The sequence below is a fragment of the Kitasatospora sp. NPDC022856 genome (assembly GCF_055561235.1).
In genome coordinates this window covers 152,235-175,239 of sequence record NZ_JBVHHE010000013.1, presented here as the reverse complement: position 1 = coordinate 175,239, position 23,005 = coordinate 152,235, and the positions used below count along the sequence as shown (strand labels likewise).

13 protein-coding genes are annotated in these 23,005 nt (G+C 74.6%); 4 read left to right on the top strand and 9 right to left on the bottom strand.

Annotated elements, in window-relative coordinates:
• Nucleotides 1–12: 12 nt before the first annotated feature.
• Both ACZ34W_RS18510 and ACZ34W_RS18505 read left to right on the top strand, forming a co-directional pair.
• Nucleotides 13–1,989: a phosphocholine-specific phospholipase C gene (locus tag ACZ34W_RS18510; RefSeq protein ID WP_465605398.1), complete on the top strand. Its 1,977-nt coding sequence runs from the start codon at nt 13–15 to the stop codon at nt 1,987–1,989.
• A gap of 108 nt (nt 1,990–2,097) precedes the next feature.
• On the top strand, nt 2,098–2,571 hold the full coding sequence (locus tag ACZ34W_RS18505) for a VOC family protein (RefSeq protein WP_329491341.1): 474 nt from the start codon (nt 2,098–2,100) through the stop codon (nt 2,569–2,571).
• Between the two features lie 80 nt (nt 2,572–2,651).
• Here ACZ34W_RS18505 and ACZ34W_RS18500 read toward each other — a convergent pair whose 3' ends face one another.
• The 7 genes from ACZ34W_RS18500 to ACZ34W_RS18470 form a co-directional block, all read right to left on the bottom strand.
• On the bottom strand, nt 2,652–3,908 hold the full coding sequence (locus tag ACZ34W_RS18500; RefSeq protein WP_329491342.1) for an FUSC family protein: 1,257 nt from the start codon (nt 3,906–3,908) through the stop codon (nt 2,652–2,654).
• A gap of 98 nt (nt 3,909–4,006) precedes the next feature.
• Complete coding sequence (locus tag ACZ34W_RS18495) at nt 4,007–4,750, bottom strand: polyprenol monophosphomannose synthase (RefSeq protein WP_329491343.1); 744 nt, start codon at nt 4,748–4,750, stop codon at nt 4,007–4,009.
• Nucleotides 4,751–5,003: 253 nt separating this feature from the next.
• A complete protein-coding gene (locus ACZ34W_RS18490; protein ID WP_329491344.1) occupies nt 5,004–5,273 on the bottom strand; it encodes a GlsB/YeaQ/YmgE family stress response membrane protein in 270 nt (89 codons plus the stop codon).
• 98 nt (nt 5,274–5,371) lie between these two features.
• Complete coding sequence (locus ACZ34W_RS18485) at nt 5,372–6,550, bottom strand: ABC transporter ATP-binding protein (RefSeq protein WP_465605395.1); 1,179 nt, start codon at nt 6,548–6,550, stop codon at nt 5,372–5,374.
• A 49-nt stretch (nt 6,551–6,599) separates the two neighbouring features.
• The gene (locus ACZ34W_RS18480) at nt 6,600–7,433 is read right to left on the bottom strand and encodes a carbohydrate ABC transporter permease (RefSeq protein WP_329491346.1); all 834 of its coding nucleotides are present in this window, start codon (nt 7,431–7,433) and stop codon (nt 6,600–6,602) included.
• The gene (locus ACZ34W_RS18475; RefSeq protein ID WP_329491347.1) at nt 7,430–8,353 is read right to left on the bottom strand and encodes a carbohydrate ABC transporter permease; all 924 of its coding nucleotides are present in this window, start codon (nt 8,351–8,353) and stop codon (nt 7,430–7,432) included. Before ACZ34W_RS18475 ends, ACZ34W_RS18480 begins: the two co-directional genes overlap by 4 nt.
• Nucleotides 8,350–9,618, bottom strand: a complete 1,269-nt coding sequence (locus ACZ34W_RS18470) for an ABC transporter substrate-binding protein (RefSeq protein ID WP_359807174.1) — start codon at nt 9,616–9,618, stop codon at nt 8,350–8,352. Before ACZ34W_RS18470 ends, ACZ34W_RS18475 begins: the two co-directional genes overlap by 4 nt.
• Before the next feature lie 240 nt (nt 9,619–9,858).
• On the opposite strand from ACZ34W_RS18470, the gene ACZ34W_RS18465 reads away from it, so the two are divergent.
• Together ACZ34W_RS18465 and ACZ34W_RS18460 are read left to right on the top strand one after the other, a co-directional pair.
• Nucleotides 9,859–12,996 carry a class I adenylate-forming enzyme family protein gene (locus ACZ34W_RS18465; RefSeq protein ID WP_465605514.1) on the top strand — a complete coding sequence of 1,046 codons (3,138 nt, stop codon included), beginning with the start codon at nt 9,859–9,861 and terminating at the stop codon, nt 12,994–12,996.
• A 276-nt stretch (nt 12,997–13,272) separates the two neighbouring features.
• Entirely contained in the window at nt 13,273–13,965 is a 693-nt protein-coding gene (locus ACZ34W_RS18460; RefSeq protein ID WP_329491349.1) for a DUF3152 domain-containing protein, read from the top strand.
• 67 nt (nt 13,966–14,032) lie between these two features.
• Here the strand turns inward: ACZ34W_RS18460 and ACZ34W_RS18455 are convergent, their stop codons facing one another.
• Nucleotides 14,033–17,248 (bottom strand): amino acid adenylation domain-containing protein, encoded by a 3,216-nt coding sequence (locus ACZ34W_RS18455; protein WP_465605392.1) that lies wholly within the window; start codon nt 17,246–17,248, stop codon nt 14,033–14,035.
• A complete protein-coding gene (locus ACZ34W_RS18450; RefSeq protein ID WP_465605390.1) occupies nt 17,245–22,911 on the bottom strand; it encodes an amino acid adenylation domain-containing protein in 5,667 nt (1,888 codons plus the stop codon). Before ACZ34W_RS18450 ends, ACZ34W_RS18455 begins: the two co-directional genes overlap by 4 nt.
• Between the last annotated feature and the right edge of the window lie 94 nt (nt 22,912–23,005).

Sequence of the window (23,005 nt, the reverse complement as noted above, 5' to 3'; positions counted from 1 at the left end):
GGCCAGTTCGCCATGTCCGATCTCTCCCGTCGTTCCTTCGTCGGCGCCACCGCGGCCGCCGGCGCCGCCGCACTGACCGGCCTGCCCGCCGCGCCCGCGAGCGCCGCTCCCGCCGCCGGCCGGCCCACCGGCACCATCAAGGACGTCAAGCACGTCGTGGTGCTGATGCAGGAGAACCGCAGCTTCGACCACTACTTCGGCACCCTCAACGGCGTCCGCGGCTTCGGTGACAAGCAGGCCCTCCGGTTCCCGGACGGCACCGACGTGTTCCGCCAGCCCGACGCCGGGCGCGCCGACGGCGGCGCGATGCTGCCGTACCGGATGGACACGGCCAAGTACAACGCGCAGAACGCCGGCGGCCTCCCGCACGACTGGGCGACCGGTCACCAGGCGATCAACAACGGCGCGATGAACAAGTGGATCGCCGCCAAGGGCGAGCGCACCATGGGGTACTTCACCCGCGCCGACATCCCCTACCAGTACGCGCTGGCCGACGCGTTCACCCTCTGCGACGCCTACTTCACCTCGCTGGCCGGCCCGACCGACCCCAACCGGCTCTACCTGTGGACGGGCACCTCCGGCCCCGGACGGGACGGCACCACCGGCCCCTGGATCGACAACACCCCGGTGACCGACAACCCCGTCGCCGACTGGACGACCTACGCCGAGCGGCTGCAGGCGGCCGGCGTCTCCTGGCGGGTCTACCACAACCCCAGCAAGGACGACCGGACGGGCGACTACGACGACAACGCCCTGTCCTACTTCAAGCAGTTCCACAACTTCCCGAAGGACGACCCGCGTTACGTCAACGCGATGACCAGGTTCGACCCGGCGGCCTTCGACGCCCACTGCAAGGACGCCACCCTGCCGACCGTCTCCTGGCTGGTCGCACCCTACCTGTTCAGCGAACACCCCAACGCCGGCCCGGCGTACGGCGCGCACTGGGTGAACCAGGCCCTCCAGTCGCTGATGTCCAACCCCGCCGTCTGGCAGCACACCGTCTTCCTCGTCATGTACGACGAGAACGACGGCTACTTCGACCACATGGTGCCGCCCACCCCCGAGGCCGGTACGCCCGAGGAGTTCACCCAGGGCCGCGCGATCGGCCTCGGCAACCGGGTGCCGCTCTGGGTCGCCTCCCCCTGGTCACGCGGCGGCTACGTCAACTCCCAGGTCTTCGACCACACCTCGGTCCTGCGCTTCATGGAACAGGTCACCGGGGTCGCCGAACCCAACATCTCCGCCTGGCGCCGGGCCGTCTGCGGCGACCTCACCAGCTGCTTCGACTTCGCGGCCCCGGACTTCTCGATACCGGAGCTGCCCGACACCGTGGCCCTGATGGCCAAGGCCGACGCGGGGGCGGCGCTCCCCGGCGTCGCGCTGCCCGCCGCCGGCACCCAGTCGATGCCCGTCCAGGAGCCCGGCGAGCGCCCGCACCGCCACCTGCCCTACCAGCCCTGGGCGGACGTCGAGGTGGACCGGAAGACCGGCAAGGTCACCTGCACGATGAGCAACGACGGCTCGGTCGCCTTCCCCTACACCGTCTACCCCAACATCGTCCTCCCGTTCGCCGGGACGCCGTACACGGTGGCGCCCGCTGCCACCGCCACCTACGTCTGGGACGCCGCCGCCACGCACGGCCGGTACGACTTCACCGTCCACGGCCCCGACGGCTTCGTCCGCCGCTTCGCCGGCACCGTCGTCCGGGACGGTGAGGACGGCCAGAACGACATCGGCGTGCCGATCGTGACGGCCGATCTGAGCGACTCCTCCCGGCTCACCCTCCAACTGGTCAACGACGGCCTGACCGACGTCGGCTTCACCGCGGTGCCCAACGACTTCGCGGGCACCGCGCAGACGGTCTGGGTCAAGCCCGGCAAGCAGGCCAACCTGGCCTGGCCGCTGGACAGGCAGGGCCGCTACGACGTCGTCGTGACGGCGGGCACCGGTCTGCGCTTCACCCAGCGGTACGCGGGCTGGGTGCACTGACCCCGGCGCCGCCGCCCGGGCCCGGGCGGGAACGGCCGGAGGCGCCGAACCGGTGACCTCCGGCCGTGGCTCGGCCGCCCGCCGCGGCCCGGCGGCTAGCGTCGGGCCATGCAGAAGATCACCACCTTCCTCTGGTTCGACGACCAGGCCGAAGAGGCCGCCCGCTTCTACACCTCGGTCTTCGCCAACTCCCGGATCACCGGCGTGACCCACTACGGCGAGAGCGGCCCCGGCGAGCCGGGCCGGGTCATGACCGTCACCTTCGAACTCGACGGTCAGCAGTTCGTCGCCCTCAACGGCGGTCCGGTGTTCCACTTCACCGAGGCCATCTCGCTCCAGGTCGACTGCGCCGACCAGCAGGAGGTCGACGACCTCTGGGCCAAGCTCACCGCCGACGGCGGCGCGGCCAGCGAGTGCGGCTGGCTCAAGGACCGCTACGGGCTCTCCTGGCAGATCGTCCCCCGCGTGCTGACCGAACTGATCGCGGACCCGGACCCGGCCAAGGCCGCCCGGGTGGTGGCGGCGATGCTGCGGATGCAGAAGATCGAGATCCAGCCGCTCCTCGACGCCGCCCGGGGCTGAGACCGCCTCCGCCGCGTCGGTCCTGAGGACCCCGGCCGACGTCGGGGCCCTCAGGACCGCTGCCCTCAGGCCCGACGCCCTCAGGCCCGCTGTTTGACCGCCCGCCGCCTCCGCAGCCGGCCCGGGTTCAGCCGCTCGCCCCGGGCCAGCCTCCGCAGCCGGGCGAACCGGGAGAACCGCTCCCGGTTCGCCACCGAGGCCCGGTCCAGTTCCTCCATCAGCCGCCGGCTGCGGTGCTCCAGATCGAGTTCGTCGAGGATCCGGTCCACCTCGGCCAGCAGCGAACCGTGCAGCTGCCAGGCCTCCGGGTGCTCCTGCACCCGGAGCAGCAGCAGATGGGCGACGTTCTCCCGGCTGGCCCAGGCGGCGGCCAGCTCGGAGGTCAGCCGCCGCTCGGCCTCCTCGGCGTTGCGGCTCACCTGGGTGGTGACCAGTACCGCGAAGCTCACCAGCGCCCCGCCGAGGTGGCTCAGCAGCTCCTCCAGCGCGACCGCGACGTCGGCCGGGAACAGCCGCTCGCCCGGGGCCCGCCGCTTGGCGAGGTCGGTGAGCGACCGGGCCAGCACCCGGATCACCACCACGCAGATCTCCAGCGTGTCCAGACCGGTCCGCAGCACCAGCCGGGAGAGCAGCCCCTCGCTGATCCGGGGGTTGAGCCGCAGGCTGTCCTCGGCCTGTCGCAGGGCGCCGTCGACGTCCGCGATGGCCTGGTCGAGCCGACGGGCCTCGTACAGCCGTTCGGCCGCGCGCTCCACGGGGGTGGGCTCGCCGAGCTCCTCGGCGATGCCGAGCAGCAGGTGCCGGGCCCGCCGGGCGAGGTCCTCGATCGACTCGCCCGCCGTGTCGATCCAGACCGGCGGGGCGAACAGCAGATTGAACAGCAGTCCGACGGTGGCGCCGATCAGCGTCTCCAGCACCCGGTCCCAGGCCTGTGAGGTCACCTGGCTCACGCCCAGGATGAGCATCGCGCTGATCGCCACCTCCTGGACGAACTCGTCCACCCGGACGAACCGCCCGATGATCAGCGAGGCCAGGATGATCATGCCCAGGCTCCACCAGGAGAGCCCGACCACCGAGCTGAAACCGATCGCGATCAGCACCCCGACGACCACCGAGTTGACCCGGCGGATGCTGGTGGTCAGCGTCGAGTAGACGGTGACCTGGACGACCAGCAGCGCCGTCAGGGGGGCGGTCAGCGGCGCCGGCTCGCTGCTCAGCCGGGTGGCCACCACGTACGAGAGCGTGGCGGCCACCGTGGCCCGGACCGTCTGGACGACGAAGGGCTGTCGGGCACTGCGGCGCAGCGTGGTGGCGAAGGTCTCCGGGAGTAGGGCCATGCCGCCCTTCTTTCCCCGTCCTGGCAGCTCACACTGCTGATCCACCGCACCGGCACTCGAAAGAGCCGCTCGTCCGGCCGACGGCGCCGGCCCCGGTGCTAGGGCCGGCGGCGCTGTTCGCGCAGCAGCTTCCAGGGTGCGAGCGCCGATTCGACCTGTACGCCGAGGCTCATCTTGGAGGTGCCCTGGACGCGTTCCTCGAACCGGATCGGCACCTCGCGGATCCGCATGCCCCGCTGGACGGCGCGGTAGTTCAGCTCCACCTGGAACGAGTACCCGTTGCTGTGCACCGAGGGCAGGTCGATCGCCCGCAGGGCCTGCGCGCGCCAGGCCTTGAACCCGGCGGTGGCGTCCTTGACGCCGAGGCCGAGGATGGTGTTGACGTAGAGGTTCGCCCAGGCCGACAGTGCCTTGCGGTGCCAGGGCCACTCCTCGGCGGTCGAGCCGCCGGGCACGTAGCGCGAGCCGAGCACCACGGCGGTGCTCTCGTCGGCCAGCAGTGTCTCCACCATGACCGGGAGGACCGAGGCGGGGTGCGACAGGTCGGCGTCCATCTGCACCACCACGTCGGCGCCCTCCTCCAGGGCCCGGGTCATGCCCGCGACGTAGGCCCGGCCGAGGCCGTCCTTCTCGGTGCGGTGCAGCACTGAGACCGTGCCGGGCGCCCGGGCCGCGAGCCCGTCCGCGACCTCGCCGGTGCCGTCCGGGGAGTTGTCGTCGACCACCAGCAGGTGCAGACCGGGCAGCTTCAGGTCAGCGAGCAGTCCCGCGAGGACCGGCAGGTTCTCCCGCTCGTTGTACGTGGGTACGACGACAACGACCTTGGGGGAGGCCTCGACCATGTTCTGTCCCTCGCGCGATCCCCGGCCGGTGCCGCGCCGCCGGCGCCCGCAGCCGACCGGACAGGTGTCCACTTCGGTCGGGCGAGTCTAGCCGCGGTCGTACATGCCCGGTCGCACCGCCCACCGGTGCTCCGGGCCGCGGCCGTCCGGCCGCCGGCCGGCACCCCGGTCCGGGACGTGTCGTCCTCGGCCGGGGTGCCGGGTGTGCCCTTCGGCTGCGGTGCCGGGTGCCTGCCGGCGGGCACCCGGGTGCCTACCGGCTGGGGTGCGATCTGCTCCAGGCGGGGGCGACCAGGGCGATCAGGCCGACGGCGAAGGCGAGCTGGAGGATGTGGCGGATCCAGTCGATGCCCGAGGTGTGCCGCACGCCGACCCAGCCGGCCACCGCGTTGCCCAGCCAGGCGCCCGCGGCGCCGAGCAGCATCGTCAGCCACCAGGGGATCGCCTGCGGGCCACGCAGGATCAGCTTGGCCAGGACACCCAGCACGAAACCGATGAGCAGAATCCACAGGAGCTGGAACATCGCATTCCACCTTTCGATGCGCGTTTCCCCATGATCGCCCGGATCACCCGCTTCGGCACGTCGGCGCGGGGCGCCCGGCGGCGGGCCCGGCCGGGCGCTCAGCGGTCGGCGTGGCTGAGGGCGGCCCCGGAGACCGGGTCGAAGACGTGCAGCCGGTCGGTGTCGATCCACAGCTCCAGCGGGCTGCCCTCGGCGGCCCGGGTGTCGGTGCCGATCCGGGCCACCACCTCGCGCCCGCGCGCGGTGGCGCCGGTGTCCCGCCGCTGCGCGGCCAGCTCCTCCAGCGCACCCGGGACGGCCGCCTCGCCCTCGACCGTGAAGTGCGCGAAGACGTCGGAGCCGACCGACTCCAGCACCTCGACCGCGACGGTGGCCGTCCGACCGCCGTGCGGGTGCTCCAGGAGGGCCGCGTCCTCGAAGTGCTCGGGCCGCAGCCCGACGACCACCTCTCGCGGCGCGTCCGCCGCGGTCAGCCGCTGCCGGAGCCGGTCGCTCACCGGCAGGTCGGCCAGCGCGGTGCGCAGCACGCCCTGCTCCAGGGTGGCGTCCAGGAAGTTCATCCCCGGTGAGCCGATGAACCCGGCGACGAACAGGTTGACCGGCTCGTCGTAGAGCTTCTGCGGCGCGCCGACCTGCTGGACGACGCCGCCGCGCAGCACCACCACGCGGTCGCCGAGCGTCATCGCCTCGACCTGGTCGTGCGTCACGTAGACGGTGGTGGTGCCCAGCCGGCGCTGGAGGCGGGAGATCTGGGTGCGCATCTGCACCCGGAGCTTGGCGTCCAGGTTGGAGAGCGGCTCGTCCATCAGGAAGGCCTTGGGGTCGCGGACGATCGCCCGGCCCATCGCGACCCGCTGGCGCTGGCCGCCGGAGAGGTTGGCGGGCCGGCGGTCCAGGTGCTCGGTCAGGTCGAGGATCCGGGCGGCCTCCTCGACCTTGGCGGCGATCACCGCCTTGTCGGTCTTCGCCAGCCGCAGGGCGAAGCCCATGTTCTCGCGGACGCTCATGTGCGGGTAGAGCGCGTAGCTCTGGAACACCATGGCGATGTCCCGGTCCTTGGGGGCGCGGTCGTTGACCACCTGGCCGTCGATCCGCAGGGTGCCCTCGGTGATGTCCTCCAGGCCCGCGATCATGTTGAGGGTGGTGGACTTCCCGCAGCCCGAGGGGCCGACCAGGATCACGAACTCGCCGTCCGCGACGGTCAGGTCGATGCCGTGGACGGCGACCGCGCCGTCCGGGTAGCGCTTGGTGATGCCGTCGAGGACGATCTCGGCCATGCCCTGCCTGCCTTCCTGGGACGTCTTCCTGCGGGGTGCTTCTCGGGGGTCAGCCCTTGACGGCGCCGGCGGTGAGGCCGGCCACGATGCGGCGCTGGAACAGCAGCACGAAGACCACGATCGGGATCGTGATCACCACGGCCGCCGCGGCGATCGAGCCGGTCGGCTGCTGGAACTGCGAGCTGCCGGTGAAGAACGCGATCGCCGCCGGGACGGTCCGCGCGGCGTTGGTGGAGGTCAGCGAGATGGCGAAGAGGAAGTCGTTCCAGCAGAAGATGAAGACCAGGATCCCGGTGGTGAACACCCCCGGCGCCGCCAGCGGCGCGATCACCAGCCGGAACGCCTGCGCGGGCGTCGCGCCGTCCACCTTCGCCGCCTTCTCCAGGTCCCACGGGATCTCCCGGAAGAACGCCGACAGGGTGTAGATCGCCAGCGGCAGCGAGAACGTCATGTACGGGATGATCAGGCCCGGCCAGGTGTCGAAGAGGCCCAGGACCCGCTCGATGTTGAACAGCGGCGAGACCAGCGAGATCGGCGGGAACATCGCGATCAGCAGCGACATCCCGATCAGCAGCCGCTTGCCCGGGAAGCGCAGGCGGGCCACCGCGTAGGCGGCCATGGTGCCGAGGACGACCGCGATGGTGGTGGCGATGACGGCGATGCCGATCGAGTTGACCAGCGCGCGGGTGAAGTCCGAGGTCTGGAAGATGCCGCGGTAGTTCTCCAGCGTCCACTTGCGCGGGACGAAGTCGCCGTCGTTCAGCGTGCTCGGGTCCTTGAAGGAGAGCGCGGCGATCCACCAGACCGGGAACAGCGCGTAGAGCACCACCAGCAGGTTGACGACGCCCCAGCCGGCCGCCGCGCGTGTGCGTCGGGAGGTCATCGGCCCTCCGTCCCGCCACCGGGCGCCGAGGCGCCGAACACCTTGATGAAGACCAGCGCGATCGCCGCCACGCAGAGGAAGATCAGCACCGAGATCGCCGAGCCGATGCCCAGGTTGAGCGCGGTGAAGAGGTTGTCGTAGCCGAGGATCGACACCGAGCCGGTGTCGTTGGACCCGCCGGTCAGGACGTAGATGTTGTCGAAGACCCGGAACGCGTCGAGGGTGCGGAAGAGCAGGGCGACCAGGATGGCCGGCTTCATCAGCGGCAGGATCACCAGCCGCAGCCGCTGGCCGAAGGTCGCGCCGTCCACCATCGCGGCCCGGACGGTCTCCCCGGGGACGAGCGCCAGACCGGCCAGCAGCAGGAGCGCCATGAAGGGCGTGGTCTTCCACACCTCGGCCAGGATGATCAGTCCGATCGCCTGCCAGTGGTCGGTGAGCGGGGCGCTGCCCTCGGGCAGCAGCGCGGCCAGGTAGCCGGTGTCCGGCGTCCAGGCGTACTGCCAGGAGTAGGCGGCGACCACGGTGACGATCCCGTACGGCACCAGGACGGCGGTGCGCACCGTGCCCCGGCCGAACACCGCCCGGTGCATCACCAGCGCCAGGGCGAGCCCCAGCACCAGCTCGATGGCCACCGAGACGGCGGTGATCAGCACCGTCACCCAGAGCGCCTGCCACCAGAACGGGGAGGAGAGCACGGCGGCGTAGTTGCCGAACCAGACGAACTCCGCCTGCTGGGGGAAGCGCAGGTCGTAGCGCTGGAGGGAGAGGTAGACGGCGTAGCCGACCGGGTAGGCCGTCACGGCGGTCATCACCAGCACGGCCGGGGCGCAGAGCAGCCAGCCGAGCCGGCGCTCCTGGCGCGAGCCCTCGGACAGGCCCTTCGGGGCTGTCGCGGGGAGGGTGGGCGGCCTGGTCACGGGATCAGCCCCTTCGAGCCGAGCGCGTCCCTGAGCTGGCCGTTCAGCGCGGAGACGGTGCTCTCCGGCTGCACGGCGGACGGTGGGGAGAGCGCGTGCGAGATCGCGATCGAGACGTTCTGGTAGGCGGGCGTCTGCGGCCGGACGGAGGCGGAGTCCAGCGCCGCCAGCACGTCGGCGGCGAACGGGTAGCTGTCGGTCAGCTCGGCGGCGGTGTAGAGGCTGCGCAGCGACGGCGGCAGGCCGCCCTTGAGCGCGTTGGTCAGCTGGTTGTCGCGGTTGCGCAGGCAGAGGGTGGCCTCCTGGGCCAGCTCGGGGTGCCGGCTGTAGGCACCGACCGCGAGGTCGATCCCGCCGATGGTCACGCTCGCCGGGCGGTCCGGGAGGACGGCCGGGTAGGGCGCCCAGCGGAAGTGCGGGAACAGCTCGGGCTGGTCGGCCTTCATCGCCGGGTAGACGAACGGGTAGTTGAGTTCGAAGGCGGCGGAACCGGACTCCATCGCCAGCCGGTTCTGGTCCTCCATCTGGTTGGAGAGCGAGGGGTCGGCGGCGGGGGAGTGGGCGAGGTCCCGGATGACGCCGGCGGCGGTGACGGCCGGCGGCCCGAGCGAGGGGGCGGTCGCGTCGGGGGTGAGCACCGAACCGCCGGCGCTGGTCACCAGGGTGTTGAACCAGACCGTCAGGCCCTCGTACTGGGCGCCCTGGACCTCGACGAAGTGCGGTTTGCCGGCCTTGGCCAGCGCGTCGGCCATGCCGAGCATCTCGGCCCAGGTGCGCGGCGGGGTGGGGACCAGGTCGTCGCGGTACCAGAGCAGTTGGGTGTTTGAGTTGTACGGGACGGCGTACAGCCGGTCCTTCCAGGTCGCGGTCTTCAGCGCGGCGGCCAGGGTGTCCGCGCCGGCCTGCTCCTTGAGCGCGCCGGTCCACTCGCGGATCCAGCCGGCCTCGGCGAACTCGGGCGCCCAGGTGACGTCGAGGCCCATGATGTCCACCCCGGCGTCGTGCGCGGCGAGCCGGCGCACCAGCTGCTGGCGCTGGCCGTCGGCGGTGCGCGGCAGCTTGTTGTAGCGGATCGAGTAGCGCCCGCCGGAGTCGCGGCCGCAGGAGTCGGCGGCCTGCTGGAGGGCGCCGGAGTCGTCGGGGAAGTTGTACCAGTCGAGGGTGACCGGTCCGCCGCCCCCGTCGGCGCCGCTGCCGCAGGCGGCGAGGGCCAGGGTCAGCAAGTGGACCAGGACGAGTGCGGCCCGGTGACGTGGTCTCGGCACGGCTCTCCCTCCGGTGGCGGCCTGCGGGTGGTCACGCTAGGGCGCGCGGCGGGGGGCGGGGCGGGAGCTGACGGCGCGACACACCCGATACCCGCCGGGTGGGCTAGAGCTGGTCCGACCGCCGCCGCCGCCGCGTGCGGGGAAACGGTCGGACCGGGCCCGGCGCCGTTCCGCTTCGATCGGGGCCGGCCGGCCGGTGGCTCTGGCGGGCCGGCCCGCACAGCCGCTACGGTCTGGACCATTCACCCGTTCGGCCGATCGGCCGCAGTCCCCGTCCAGGCCCTTCCGGGAGTCGTCATCAACACCCGATCCACCGTCAGCACCCCGCTCACCCTGCCCGATCTGCTGGACGACCGGGCGGCCCGGCACCCCGGACGGACCGCCCTGCTCGTCCCCGGAGGCGCGCCGCTGGACTACCGCCGGTGGCGCGAGCGCGCCGTCCGCGCCGCCCACGGACTCGCCCGTGCCGGGGTCCGGCCCGGGGACCGGGTGCTGCTGCTGTTCCCCAACCACGGCTGGGACGCGTACGCGGTGGCCTTCCTCGCGGTCCACTACGCGGGCGCGGCCGGGGTGGTGGTCCGCGAGGACCTCGGCCCGGAGGACACCGCGCGGCTCGCGACGGCGAGCGCGGTGCACCTGGCGGTGGCCGGCCCGGCGGAGGACCCCCGGGCGGCCGCGGCCGGCGTGCCCTGCCTGCCGCTCGCCGCGCTGGAGGCGGTGACCGGCGCCCCCGACGAGCCGCCGCACCGGGCCCGCCCCGAGGACCTGGCCCAGGTGATCGGCACCTCCGGCACCACCGGGGCGCCCAAGGGCGTGCACGCCGCGCACGCCAGCCTCACCGCGGGGCAGCGGCTGGATCCCAGGCCCCGGCCGTACGCCCACTCGGCGCACGCCGTGCACGCCTTCCCGATCGGCACCAACGCGGCCCAGGTCGTCCTGGTCAACGCCCTGGTCGCGGCGCCCGCGACGATCTGCCTGCCGCGCTTCGACGCCGAGGAGTTCGGCCGGACCGTCGAGGAACACCGGGTCGGCACCGTCTTCCTGGTCCCCTCGATGGCCGTGGAACTGCTGAACTCCGGCGTGGCCCACCGCCGGGACCTCGGCAGCGTGCTGCTGGTCAGCTCCTCGGCGGCCGCGTTGCCCGCGCCGGTCGCGACGGCGCTCACCGCCGCGCTCCCCACCGCCACCGTCGTCAACACCTACACTTCCGCCGAGTCCTCGCCGGCCCAGATATCGGCCGTCGTGGACGCCCGCCGGCCGGGCTCGGTCGGCCGCCCGGCCAACCCGGCCGACCTGCGGCTGCTCGGCGCGGACGGGCACCCGGTGGAGTCCGGCGCCGTCGGCGAGGTCTGGCTGCGCCAGCCCGGCCCGCCGCGCGGCTACGTGGCCGGACCGGGCGAGTCGGCCGCCGTCTTCCGGGACGGCTGGGTGCGGATGGGCGACCTCGGCCGGCTCGACGCGGACGGCTACCTCTACCTGGTGGACCGGGAGAGCGACCTCATCAAGTCCGGTGCGCTGAAGGTCTCCACGCTGCGCATCGAGGACGTGCTGCACGCCCACCCGCGGGTCGCGGACGCGGCCGCGCTGGGCGTCCCGCACCCGGTGATGGGCGCCGTACCGGTCGCCGCCGTGGTGCCCGCCGCGGACGGCCTCGACCTCGACGAGCTGCGGCTGTTCCTGAGCGCCCGGCTCGGTCGCGCCGAACTGCCCGTCCGGATCCTGGTCACCGACCGCCTGCCGCGCAACCCCAGCGGCAAGGTGGTGAAGCACGAACTGCGGGCCCGGTTCACCGAATCGGCCGACCCCGCCCCCGGCACCCCGCCCGCCACCGACCGCGAGGTCGCCCTGGCCGGGCTCTGGCGGCGGGTGCTGGGCCGCCCGGTGCGGGCCGTCGAGGACGAGTTCTTCGCCCTCGGCGGGGACTCCTTCCGGGCCGTCCAGCTGGCCACCGCGATCTCCGCCGAGTTCGGCGTCACGGCGAGCACCGCCCTGGTCTTCGAACGGCCCTCGCTGCGCGCCCAGGCGGCCTGGCTCAAGGAGGCGCCGACCACGGTCCGGGAGCCGGGCCCACCGGCCGAGGAGGAGGTCTCGGACTTCCTCCGGGAGCTGCGCGCCCAGCCGCACGACCTCCCGCTCACCTCCCAGCAGGAGAACTTCCTGCGCTGGACGGCCGAGGCCGAGGGCCGCAACGTCGGATCGGTGGCCGTGATGTTCCGGGTCACCGAGCCGCTGCGCACCGACCTGCTGGCCGAGGCGCTGCACGAGGTGGCGCGCCGTCACCCGGCGCTGCGGACCCGGTTCGTCCCGGTACCGGGTGCCGGGCAGCCGGGGATCCGGCGCGCGGTGGTCGACGCGGACCCGGGCGTGGAGGTCGTCCCGGTCGAGGCCCCGGACGAGAGCGACGACGAGGTCTCCGCCCGGCTGGTCGCCGTCCGGGACCGGCTGACCGACATCGCCGAGGGGCCGATGACCCGCCTCGCCGTGGTCACCCGGGGCCCGGACGACCACGCCGTGCTGCTCGCGGTGCACCACATGGTCGCCGACGGCTGGTCGATCGGGGTGCTGTTGCGCGAGCTGGGCGTGCTCTACTCGGCGCTGCGGCGCGGCCGGTCGGCGCCCGCCCCCCGGCCGGGACCCGAGTACCGGGAGCTCGTCGCCCGGTCCAACGCCCACTGGCCGGCCTCCCGCGCCCACTTCGCCCGCACCCTGGCCGGCGCGCCGCCGGCGGTGGAGCCGTTCCCGGGGCGGCGGTCCACCGAGGTCGTGCTGAGCGCGGCCCACCGGCTGGCCGTCGCGCCGGAGCGGGCCGCGGCCCTGCGGGCCCGCGCGGCCGAGGCGGGCGCGACGCCCTTCCAGGCGCTCGCGGCGGTCTGGCTGGGCCTGCTGGCGGAGCGCAGCGGCCAGGGCGACGTGGTGCTGATGACCCCGGTGCCGGGCCGGACCGAACCGGCGGCCGAGCGGGCCGTGGGCTGCTTCGTCCAGTCGCTGCTGCTGCGGATCGACGCGACGGGCGCACCCGGGTTCGCCGAACTGCTGGCCCGGGTCCGGACCGCCTCGACGGCCGCCCTGGACCACCAGCTCTACCCGTTCGCGGAGTTCAGCCCCCGGGTGCCGTTCGCCGCCTGGCTCCGCTACGAGAGCTGGAGCGCGCCGGCCCAGCTGCCCGGGCTGGCCTGCACCGCCTGGGAGGTGCCGCGCAGCGCGACCGTGCCGTACCCGATGCCGGGCGGGGACCGGCACGTGCCGGAGCTGGCGGCGGTCGAGCAGCCGGACGGCGGGCTGGTCTGCTGGCTGCGCTACAACGAGCACGCCTTCGCTCCGGAGACCGTCGCGGAGCTGGCGCAGGCCCTGGAGGCCCGCTTGCCGGAGGCCGGGTGAGGAGGAGGCGGAAGGGGTGCGTGCACGGGGTCGGCAGCGGGCGGAAGCGGCCGTTTTGAACCGGTCGTCCGTCGGCGTCCGTTCTTTCCTGCACAATCGTGCATACGTTCGTCCCTTCGTACAGGAGTCTCGCCCCACCATGTCGCCGCAGACCTCGGACCGCCTCCGACCCGCCGCCACCGTCCTTCCGACGCCCCGGGTGCCACGGCCGGCGCTCCGGTGCGGCCGCCCCACGGCGGGGAGCGGCCGATGAGGGGCCTCGGGGGGCTCCGGCGCGTGTCCGCCGGAGCGAAGCTCTGGGCGGGCGGGCTCGCCGTGGTGCTGATCGGCGCCCTGACCGCCGGCCTGCTGTGGTGGAAGCCCTGGGCCCCGCCCGCCGCCAAGGCGCTGGACCCGATGGCGTTCACCACGGCCACCGGGGGCTCCCCGCTCTTCGGCAGCGGCGAGCACGTCTACCGTTACAAGGTCCGGGCCGAGAAGGGGCTCAAGGAGAGCCCCGAGCAGTTCGCCGCCGCGGTCGACGCCGTCCTCGGTGACGTCCGGCGCGGCTGGGCCGCCGACGGCACGCGCTCCTTCCAGCGGATGCCCGCCGACCCGGTGGACTTCACCGTCTACCTGGCGAGCCCGAAGACCACCGACCGGATATGCGGCCAGTACGGGCTGGACACCGGCGGGTCGGTGAACTGCGGGGTGGGCCACCAGGTGGTCATCAACGCCAAGCGCTGGAACGAGCTGACCGAGTTCTACACCGGCCAGCCGGAGCAGTACCACGCGCTCGCGGTCAACCACGAGGTCGGCCACATCCTCGGCCTCGGCCACGTCGACTGCCCCGGCCCGGGTCAGCCGGCGCCGGTGATGATGCAGCAGATCAAGGGCCTGCACGGGTGCGTCCCGAACGGCTGGCCCTACTCCGAGACCGGCACCCTGCTCACCGGTCCCCTCCTCCCGCCCGCCACCCCGGCCCCGTAGCCACCCGTGACGCCTGTCGCCCCACCGAACCTCCGGCGGGGCGACAGGCGTTACGCGTTCCGGACGTTCAGTCGGTGAGCCGGGCGGCGGCCTCCTCCTCGCTGAGGGCCTCGATCTCGGCGATCAGCAGGTCCTCGATCCGGGCGGCGAGGGCGGCGGCGGTGGAGAGTTCGAAGGCGTCGCGGATCGGGACGTCCAGGCCGACGGCGGCGCGGATCCGGGCGACCACGCGGGTGACCAGGAGGGAGTCGCCGCCGAGGGCGAAGAAGTCGTCGAGGACGCCGACCCGGGGGAGGCCCAGGACCTCCCCCCAGAGGTCGGTGACGAGCTGTTCGGCGTCGGTGCGCGGGGCCAGGTACTCGGCGGTGGCGGTCGGGTCGGGGGTGGGGAGGGCAGCGGTGTCGAGCTTGCCGTTGAGGGTCAGCGGCAGCCGGTCGAGGAGGACGACGGTGTCCGGGACGAGGTAGGCGGGCAGCGACCGGGCCAGGTGCTCGCGCAGGGCGGCCGCTGCGGGTTCGGCGCCGGGGGCCGGGACGGCGTAGCCGACCAGGCGGCCGGCGAGGACGACGGCGGCCGCTCGGGCCACCTCCGGGTGGCCGCTGAGGGCGGCCTCGATCTCGGCCGGTTCGATCCGGTACCCGCGCAGCTTGATCTGCTCGTCGGTGCGGCCCAGGTACTCCAACTGCCCGTCGGCGCGCCAGCGGGCCCGGTCGCCGGTGCGGTACATCCGCGCGCCGGGGCTCGTGCCGGTGAAGGGGTCGGGGCGGAAGGCGGCGTCGGTGAGGTCGGGGCGGCCCAGGTAGCCGCGGGCCAGGCCGGCGCCGCCGATGTGCAGCTCGCCCGCGGAGCCGCGCGGGAGCAGGGCGCCGTTCTCGTCGAGGACGTAGAGCCGGACGCCGGGGAGCGGGCGGCCGAGGGGCGGGCGCCGGGTGGTGTCCGGGGCGGTGAGGTCGGCGGCGGTGACGATCACGGTGGCCTCGGTCGGGCCGTAGGTGTTGACGAGCCGGACGGCGTCGCCGTGCCGCTCCCGCCAGCGGGCGACGGAGTCCGCGCGGGCCTCGGAGCCGCCGAGCACCACCAGCCGCAGGGCGGCCGGCCAGGGCGTCCGCCCGTCGAGGGAGACCAGTTCCTCCCAGTACGCCGTGGGCAGGTCGAGCACCGTGACCGACCGGCCGTGCGGGCCGCGGAGCAGCTCGGGCAGGGTGCGCCCGCCGCCCGGGAGCAGGACCACGCAGGCGCCGGCGGCGAGGGCGGGCCAGAGCTCCTCGGCGTGGGTGTCGAAGCCGATCGAGGCGAACTGGACGATCCGGTCACCGGGCGCCAGCCGGTAGCCGTCCGGGCCGGCCATCCAGTCGACCCGGGCGGCGAGGGCCGGGTGGTCGACGGCCACCGCCTTGGGGGTACCGGTGGAGCCGGAGGTGTAGAGGACGTACGCCAGCCCGGCCCGGTCCGCACCCGGGGAGGGCGCGGCGGCCGGGACGATCCGCGGGCCCGCGCCGCTCTCGGCGCCCTCGCCCTCGCCGTCGCCCTCGCTGTCCTCGTCGGTGAGCAGCAGGACGGCGCCCGACTCGCGGAGCATCAGCCGCCGCCGCTCCTCGGGGTGGGCCGGGTCGATCGGCAGGTAGCCGGCCCCGGCCTTCCAGACCGCCAGCAGCGCGACCACCAGGTCGAGCGAGGGCGCCAGCCGGACCGCCACCAGCTGACCGGCGACGGGTCCGAGCCGGGCGGCCAGGTCGTCGGCCCGCCGGTCGAGTTCGGCGTAGGAGAGGGTGCGGCCGTCGCACTCCAGGGCCGGGGCGTCCGGCGCGGCGGCGACGCGTTCCGCGAAGCGGGGGAGCCACGGGCGCACCGGCCCGGTGTGGCCGGGCGCCGGTCCGGTGCCGAGCGCGAGGAGTTCGGCCTCCTCCGCCGGCCCGATCAGCCAGTCGCCGTGCAGCGGCAGCGCCGCGTCCTCGACGGCGGCGGCGAGCAGGGCCCGGCAGCGGGCGCCGAGCGCGGCGACCGTCGTGTCGTCGAGGACCTCCCGGTCGAAGGCGAAGGAGAGCGTCAGACCGCCGTCCGGCGTCCGCCAGCTGTCGAGCAGCAGATCGGTCTTGGCGCGTTCGAAGCCGGAGTCCATCGAGGCGGTGCGCACCCCGGCCGGCAGGTCGGCGCCGCCGTCGCCGCCGGCCAGGTCGTACTGGCTCTGGTGGACGAACACCGCCTGGTAGAGCGGCGCGGCGCCGGCCTCGGCGGGCAGGTCCAGGTGGGTGGCGAGCCGCTCCACCGGTACCTCCTGGTGGCTCAGCGCGCCCAGGGTGGCCGTCCGCACCCGGTGCAGGACCGTCCGGAAGTCCGGCTCGCCGGTGAGGTCGGCGCGGATGATCCCGGTCCGGGCGAAGTAGCCGACCAGTGCCTCCTGGGCGGCCTCGGTCCGACCTGCCAGGGGGGTGCCCACCAGGAAGTCCCGGGTGCCGGTCCAGCGGGCCAGCACGCACTGGTAGGCGGCCAGCAGCACCATGAACGGGGTGCAGCGCTCGCGCCGGGCCAGTGCGTCCAGGGCCGCCGTGAGTCCGGGGCCGAGCTCGACCGGGGCGAAGCCGGCCGGATGCCGCGGGTGGTCCGGCCGCGGGTGGTCCAGCGGCAGCCGCAGCCGACCGGTGCCGGCCAGCTTCTCGGCCCAGTAGCGGAACGCGGCCTCGGCGCCGCCGGCCGCCGCGCGCTCCCGCTCGGCGCGGGCGATGTCGCCGTACCGGAGGGGGAGCGGTGCCAGGCCGGCCGGCGCCTCGCCGGTCTCCTCCCGGTAGAGGGCGAGCAGTTCGCGCCAGAGGATCCGGAACGACCAGCCGTCCGAGACGATGTGGTGCACCACCACGGCCAGCGCGTGCTCGTCCGGCCCGGCGGAGACCAGGACGGCCCGCAGCGGCGGCCGCTCGGCCAGGTCGAAGGGCGCGTTGACGGCCGGCCGGCAGGCCTCGGTGAAGTCGCGCTCGCTCGCGCCGGGGGCCAGCTCGACCAGGGCGAGCGGGACCGGCGCGGGCGGCTCGACCAACTGGACGGGCGCCTCGCCGTCCAGGGCGAACCGGGTGCGCAGGGTCTCGTGGCGGGCCGTCAGCCGGTCCAGCGCGGCGCGCAGCGCGCCCTGGTCGAGCGGACCGCTCCAGCGCCGGCAGAGGTACATGGTGAAGCCCGTGTCGGCGGGATTGAGTTGCTGGAGGAACCAGAGGCGCCGCTGCTCCTCGGTGAGCGGGTGGGCGGCCTCGGTCGGGCGGGCGGCGCCGGTCGTCTGGTCGGTGCTGGTCATCGGACGGCGGCCTCGGTTCCGGTACGGCGCGCGGGCGGGGTGTCGGCGGGCGCGGTGGTGAGGATGGCGGTGGGAGTGGGAGTCGGGGTGGGCTGGGCGGTCGTGGTGGCGCGGCCCGTCAGGGCGGCCAGGCCCACCAGGTCGTCGGGCTCGGCGTCGGGGACGTCGCGGTCGAAGTGGCGCAGCGCGGGAACGGCCAGGCAGGCCAGCACCAGCAGCACCATGGCCAGGCCGAACAGCAGGTAGAGCAGGCCGATGCCGCGCCCCTCGCCGGTGCCGATCAGCCGTCCGACGGTGCCGGCGAGCGCGCCGTCCTCGTCGACCCACGGCTGGACCAGGCGCGGCCCGAGCGGCGCCACCACGGCGAAGCCGACCGGCAGGGTGGACCAGGCGACCATGGTGTTCACCGCGATCACCCGGCCGTGGAACCGCAGCGGGACCTTGGTCTGCACGATCGTCGCGTAGACGCCGTTGACCAGGGCCAGTGCGTAGGCCATGCCGAAGGCGCCGAGCGCCACCGGCAGCACCGAGGGCCGCAGACCGGTCACCAGGCAGGCGCCGGCCAGCCCGAGGGTGGCGAACAGGACGCCGCGCAGCCGCAACCGCCGGGGCCCGCCCCAGACCAGCAGGGTCAGACCGCCCAGCACGGCGCCCAGGCCGGCGGCGACGGCGACCCACCCGGCCGCCGCGAGCGGGGCGAAGGAGAGCACCAGCGGGGTGGTGAGCAGGAACAGCGGGGAGAGGAAGATGTTGAGGACGGCGAAGAACAGCAGCATCGCGCGGAAGTGCCGGCTGCCCAGCGCGCGCCGGAACCCGGCCCGGATCTCGGCGGCGACGCTCTCCCGCCGCCGGGCCGCCATCACGTCCGGGAAGCGCACGGCCAGCGTGACGGCGGTGGCCACCACGTAACTCGCCACGTCGAGGGCGAGGATGCCGCCGAGGCCGAGCGCGGCGAGCAGTCCGACGGCGAACAGCGGCACCAGGAACTGGGCCAGCCCGAAGGCCATCTGGACGATGCCGTTGGCCCGGCCGAGGAACCGCTTCGGCACGAGCTGCGGGACGGCCGAGTTCCAGGCCAGCCGCTGGAAGGTGAGCGCCGTCGAGAGCACCGCGATCAGGACGTACGCGTGCCAGACCCGCAGGCCGTCGGCGAGGAACAGCAGCAGCATCACCGCCTGGGTCAGGCCGGCCGCGACGTCGCCGTACAGCATGATCCGGCGCCGGTCGCCGCGGTCCACGACGGCGCCGGCGATCGGCGCTGCCAGGATGCCGGGCACCAGCCCGCAGGCCGCCAGCAGGCCGAACTGGGCGAGGGAACCGGTGGTCAGGTAGATCCAGACCGGCAGGGCGAACTCGGTGAGCGCCGAGCCGATCATGGAGATCTGCTGCCCGGCGGCGACGCCGAGGAACCGCCGCATGGTCGGCCGTGCCGCTGCCGGGCTCTTCGCACCGGCCGGGGTGCGCGCGCCGGGCGCGGCGGGGCGGGCGTGAGCGCTGTGCTCGGCGCCGTCCCGGGAGAGGCCGGCCAGCCACCAGGTGGCGCCGTCGGCCCGTTCGTGCCGCCGCTCCCGCCCCGCCGCGACCGAGCGGTGCACGGTGGTCAGGATCTCGGCGAGTTCGGCGGCCCGGTACTTGAGATAGAAGTGGCCGGCCTCGTCGAGCACCACCACACCGGTGGTGTCGCTGAGCCGGTGCCACTCCCGGTACCGCTCCTCGTAGAACTCGGTGGCCGGGTCCCGGTCGCCGCAGACCGCGATCACCGGTGCGGAGATCCGGCCGTCCTCGCTCTCGAAGAGCCGGGTGAAGTACCGCTCGGCCTCCTTCGTACCGGTCCGGCGGTTGCGCACCATCAGGCGCAGCTGCTCGGCGCCGACCTCGTCGGTGTCCAGACCGGCCGCCGCCAGGGCGTTGACCATGCCCTGGTCGCTGCGGAGCCGGTCGGCGATCCGCGCCCACCGCTCGCCGACGGCGGCGCCGCGCCCGCGCGGCCGGGCGAACGGGAAGATCCCGCCGAGGTGCACGGCCTCGATCTCCCGCCCGGCCGCCTCGACCAGGCGGGCGACCTCCACGGCGAGCCGGACCCCGACCCCGCAGTGGCCGTAGAGGACGATCCGCCCCTCGACGGTGTCGACGATCTCCTGGGCGCAGCGGGCGGCCACCTCGTCGATGTCCATCGCCTCCTCGCCCAGCTCGTGGCCGGGGACGGCCAGCGAGTGCAGCGCCCAGTCGGCGGGCAGCGCGTCGGCGAGCGGCTTGTAGATGAGCGCGCTGCCGCCGCCGTACGGGGTGCAGACGATGCTGGCGGTGGTCCGGCGGCCGGCCGGGGTGAGCCGGTGCAGCAGGCGGCGGGGGCCGCGGTCGGCGTCCTGGTCGCTGAGCAGGGCGGCGAGGCGCCGGACGGTGGGGTACTTGAAGAGGTCCATCACCCCGACCGGAGTGGGGAGTTCGGGGTAGGCCCGGCGCAGCCGGGCGACCACCTGGGTGGCGAGCAGCGAGTGCCCGCCGAGTTCGAAGAAGTCGTCCAGGGCGCCGACCCGGGGGACCCCCAGCAGTTCGGCCCAGAGCCCGGCGAGGAACCGCTCGGCCTCGTCCTGCGGTTCGACGAACTCGCCGGCGGCGGCGGGCTCCTCGGGCTCGGGCAGCGAGCGGCGGTCGACCTTGCCGTGGGCCAGCAGGGGGAGCCGGTCGAGGACGACGAAGCGGGCCGGCACCATGTAGTCGGGCAGCACCTCGGCGAGGGCCTCGCGCAGCTCGGCGGGCGCCGGCGCCGGGCCCCCGCCCGGGTGTTCGAGGTAGCCGACCAGCGCCTGCCGCAGTCCCTCGCCGCGCGCCAGCACCACGGCCTGGGTGATGCCGGGCAGGGCGGTGAGGGCGGCCTCGATCTCGCCCGGCTCCACCCGGTAGCCGCGCACCTTGATCTGGTCGTCGCCGCGTCCCAGGTAGTCGAGGGCGCCGTCGGGCCGCCAGCGCGCGAGGTCGCCGGTGCGGTAGAGCCGGTCATCGGGCGCGCCGAACGGGTCCTCGACGAAGCGCTCGGCGGTCAGGTCGGGGCGGCCCAGGTAGCCGCGGGCGAGCCGGTCGCCGCCCAGGTACAGCTCGCCGGTGACGCCCGGCGGCACGGGCTGCAGCGCCTCGTCGAGCACGTGGCAGCGGGCCCCGGCGAGCGGGGTGCCGATGGGGGTGCTCCCCGGACCGGCCGCGCCGGCGGTGACCTCGTGGACGGTGACGCCCACGGTCGCCTCGGTGGGGCCGTAGTGGTTGAACACCGCGCAGCGGTCCAGGGCGGCCAGTTCGGCGGCCCACGGCCAGGCCGAGGCCTCGCCGCCGAGCACCAGCGCCCGGCGGGGCAGCAGCCGCTCCAGCGGGGCGTCGGAGCCGAGCGCGGCCAGGTGCGAGGGGGTCATCTTGAGGTAGTCGAGCTCCAGGGCCTCGATCTGCTCGGCGAGTTCGGCGCCGGCGATCCGGCGGGGGAGCAGGTGGACCCGGCCGCCGCTGCTCAGCGCCAGGTAGAGCATCGTGATGCTGAAGTCGAAGGACAGCGACTGCAGCAGCCCGTAGCTCGCGCCGGGCTCGATCCGCAGCCGCTCGCGCACCCCGGCCAGGTAGTTGAGGATCTGCCGGTGCTGGACGGCGACGCCCTTGGGGGCGCCGGTCGAGCCCGAGGTGTAGATCACGTAGGCCAGGTGGTCCGGGCCGGCGGCCTCGTCCAGCGGTTCCGGATCGGGCGCGAGGGGCTCCGGGCCGGGCGGGTCCGCGTCGAGCAGCAGCTCGGCGCCGGTGTAGCCGGGGAAGCGCCCCCGCAGCGCGGTGTCGGTGACCAGCACCCGGACCTCGGCGTCGGCCACCAGGTGGGCGAGCCGGGCGGACGGCTGCTCCGGGTCCAGCGGCAGGTAGGCACCGCCGGACTTGAGCACGCCGACCAGGGCCGCCGCCAGTTCGGGGGACTGCTCCAGGCAGACCGCGACCCGGTCGTCGGGCCGCACACCGAGCGCCCGCAGCCGCCGGGCGAGGCCGGCGGCCCGCTGCTCCAGCTCGCGGTAGTCGAGCGTGCGGTCCCCGAGGACCACGGCCGGGCGCTCCGGGTGGTCCCGGGCGGTGGCGGCGAGCAGCGCCGTCAGGGTGTCCGGCGCACCGGCGGTGGGGGGCAGCGGCGGGCCGGCGGCCCAGGTCTCCAGCACGTCCCGCCGTTCGCCGGGGGTGAGCAGCGGCAGCCGGGAGACCGGGCGGGCCGGGTCGGCCACCGCGGCGGCGAGGAGCAGTTCGAACCGCTCGACCAGGCGCCGGACGGTCGCGGCGTCGAAGAGGTCGGTGCGGTAGGTGAGCAGCCCGTACAGGCCGCCGTCGGACTTCTCCCGCAGGTAGAGCGCCAGGTCGGTGCGGGTGGTGGTGGCCTCGTGGCCGAAGCCCTCCCGGGCCGGAGCGCCACCGGGGCGGGCGCTGGTGCCGGTGCTGGTGCGGGTGCTGCTCGCGGTGCGGTCGCCGTAGTTCTGGAAGGCGAAGCTCACCTGGAAGACGGCCGACCGGCTGACGTCGCGCTCGATCTCCAGGTCGGCCACCATCTGCTCGAAGGGCACCTCCTGGTGGGTGTACGCGTCGAGGGTGGTCTCGCGGACCCGGGCGAGCAGCTCGGTGAAGGTCGGGTCGCCCTCCAGCCGGGCCCGGATCGGCAGGATGTTGACGAACAGCCCGACGACGTCCTCCAGTTCGCGGTGGAGGCGGCCCGCGACGGCCGAGCCGACGGCGAAGTCCCGCAAGCCGGTGTGCCGGCCCAGCAGGGTCTGCAGCGCGGCCATCAGCACCATGTACGCGGACGCGTTGGCGGAGCGGGCCAGGGCGTTGACGCCGCTGCCGAGGTCCGCACCCCAGTGGAACTCCAGGGCGGCGCCGTCGAAGGTCAGCACCGGGGGCCGCGGTCGGTCGGTGGGCAGGTCGAGGACGGGGACGTCGCGCAGCTCGGTCCGCCAGTAGGCGCGGGAGGCGGCCAGCGCGCCGCCGGTCAGCCGCTCGCGCTGCCAGTGCGCGTAGTCGCCGAACCGGACGGCGGGGGCCGCCAGGCCGTCCGGGGTGCCGTCGGCGTGCCGGGCGTAGAGCGCGTCCAGCTCGCGGTGGAGGATGTCCAGCGACCAGCCGTCGCTGACGATGTGGTGCATCACCAGCGCGAGCACGTGCTCGTCGGGTGCGATGCGGACCAGCAGGGCGCGCAGCAGCGGTCCGGCGGCCAGGTCGAAGGGCTCGGCCGCCAGGGCGCCGAGTTCGGCGGTGGCACGCCCGGCCGGGTCCGGGTCGGCGGTGGCGTCGACGAACCGGGCCGCGCACGGGGCGGGTTCGGCGACGCGGACCTCGGCGGTGCCCTCGGGGGTGCCGGGGAAGGTCATCCGCAGCGCCTCGTGCCGCGCGACCAGGTCGGTCAGGGCGGCGTCCAGCGCGTCGCGGTCGAGCGGCCCGCGCAGCCGGCGGGCCGGGGCCAGCGTGTAGGCCGTGGAGCCGGGGGCGAACTGGTCCATGAACCAGAGCCGTTCCTGGCCGCTGGAGAGCGGCGGGGCGGTGCCGGGCGGTCTGGCCGGCACGGTTCTGGCGGGGGCGGAGGCGGTCCGCAGCCGCTGGGCGAGCAGGGCGCGCTTGGTCGCGGACAGCCCGGCCGTGGGGTCCTGGATGTCGGTCATCGGTGATCCATTTCGGCGCACGTCGGAGGTGGCGGTGCCCTCGGGGCGGGAGCGGCCGCGGGGTGAGCGGGCGGGCGCGGTGCAGCGCGCCCGC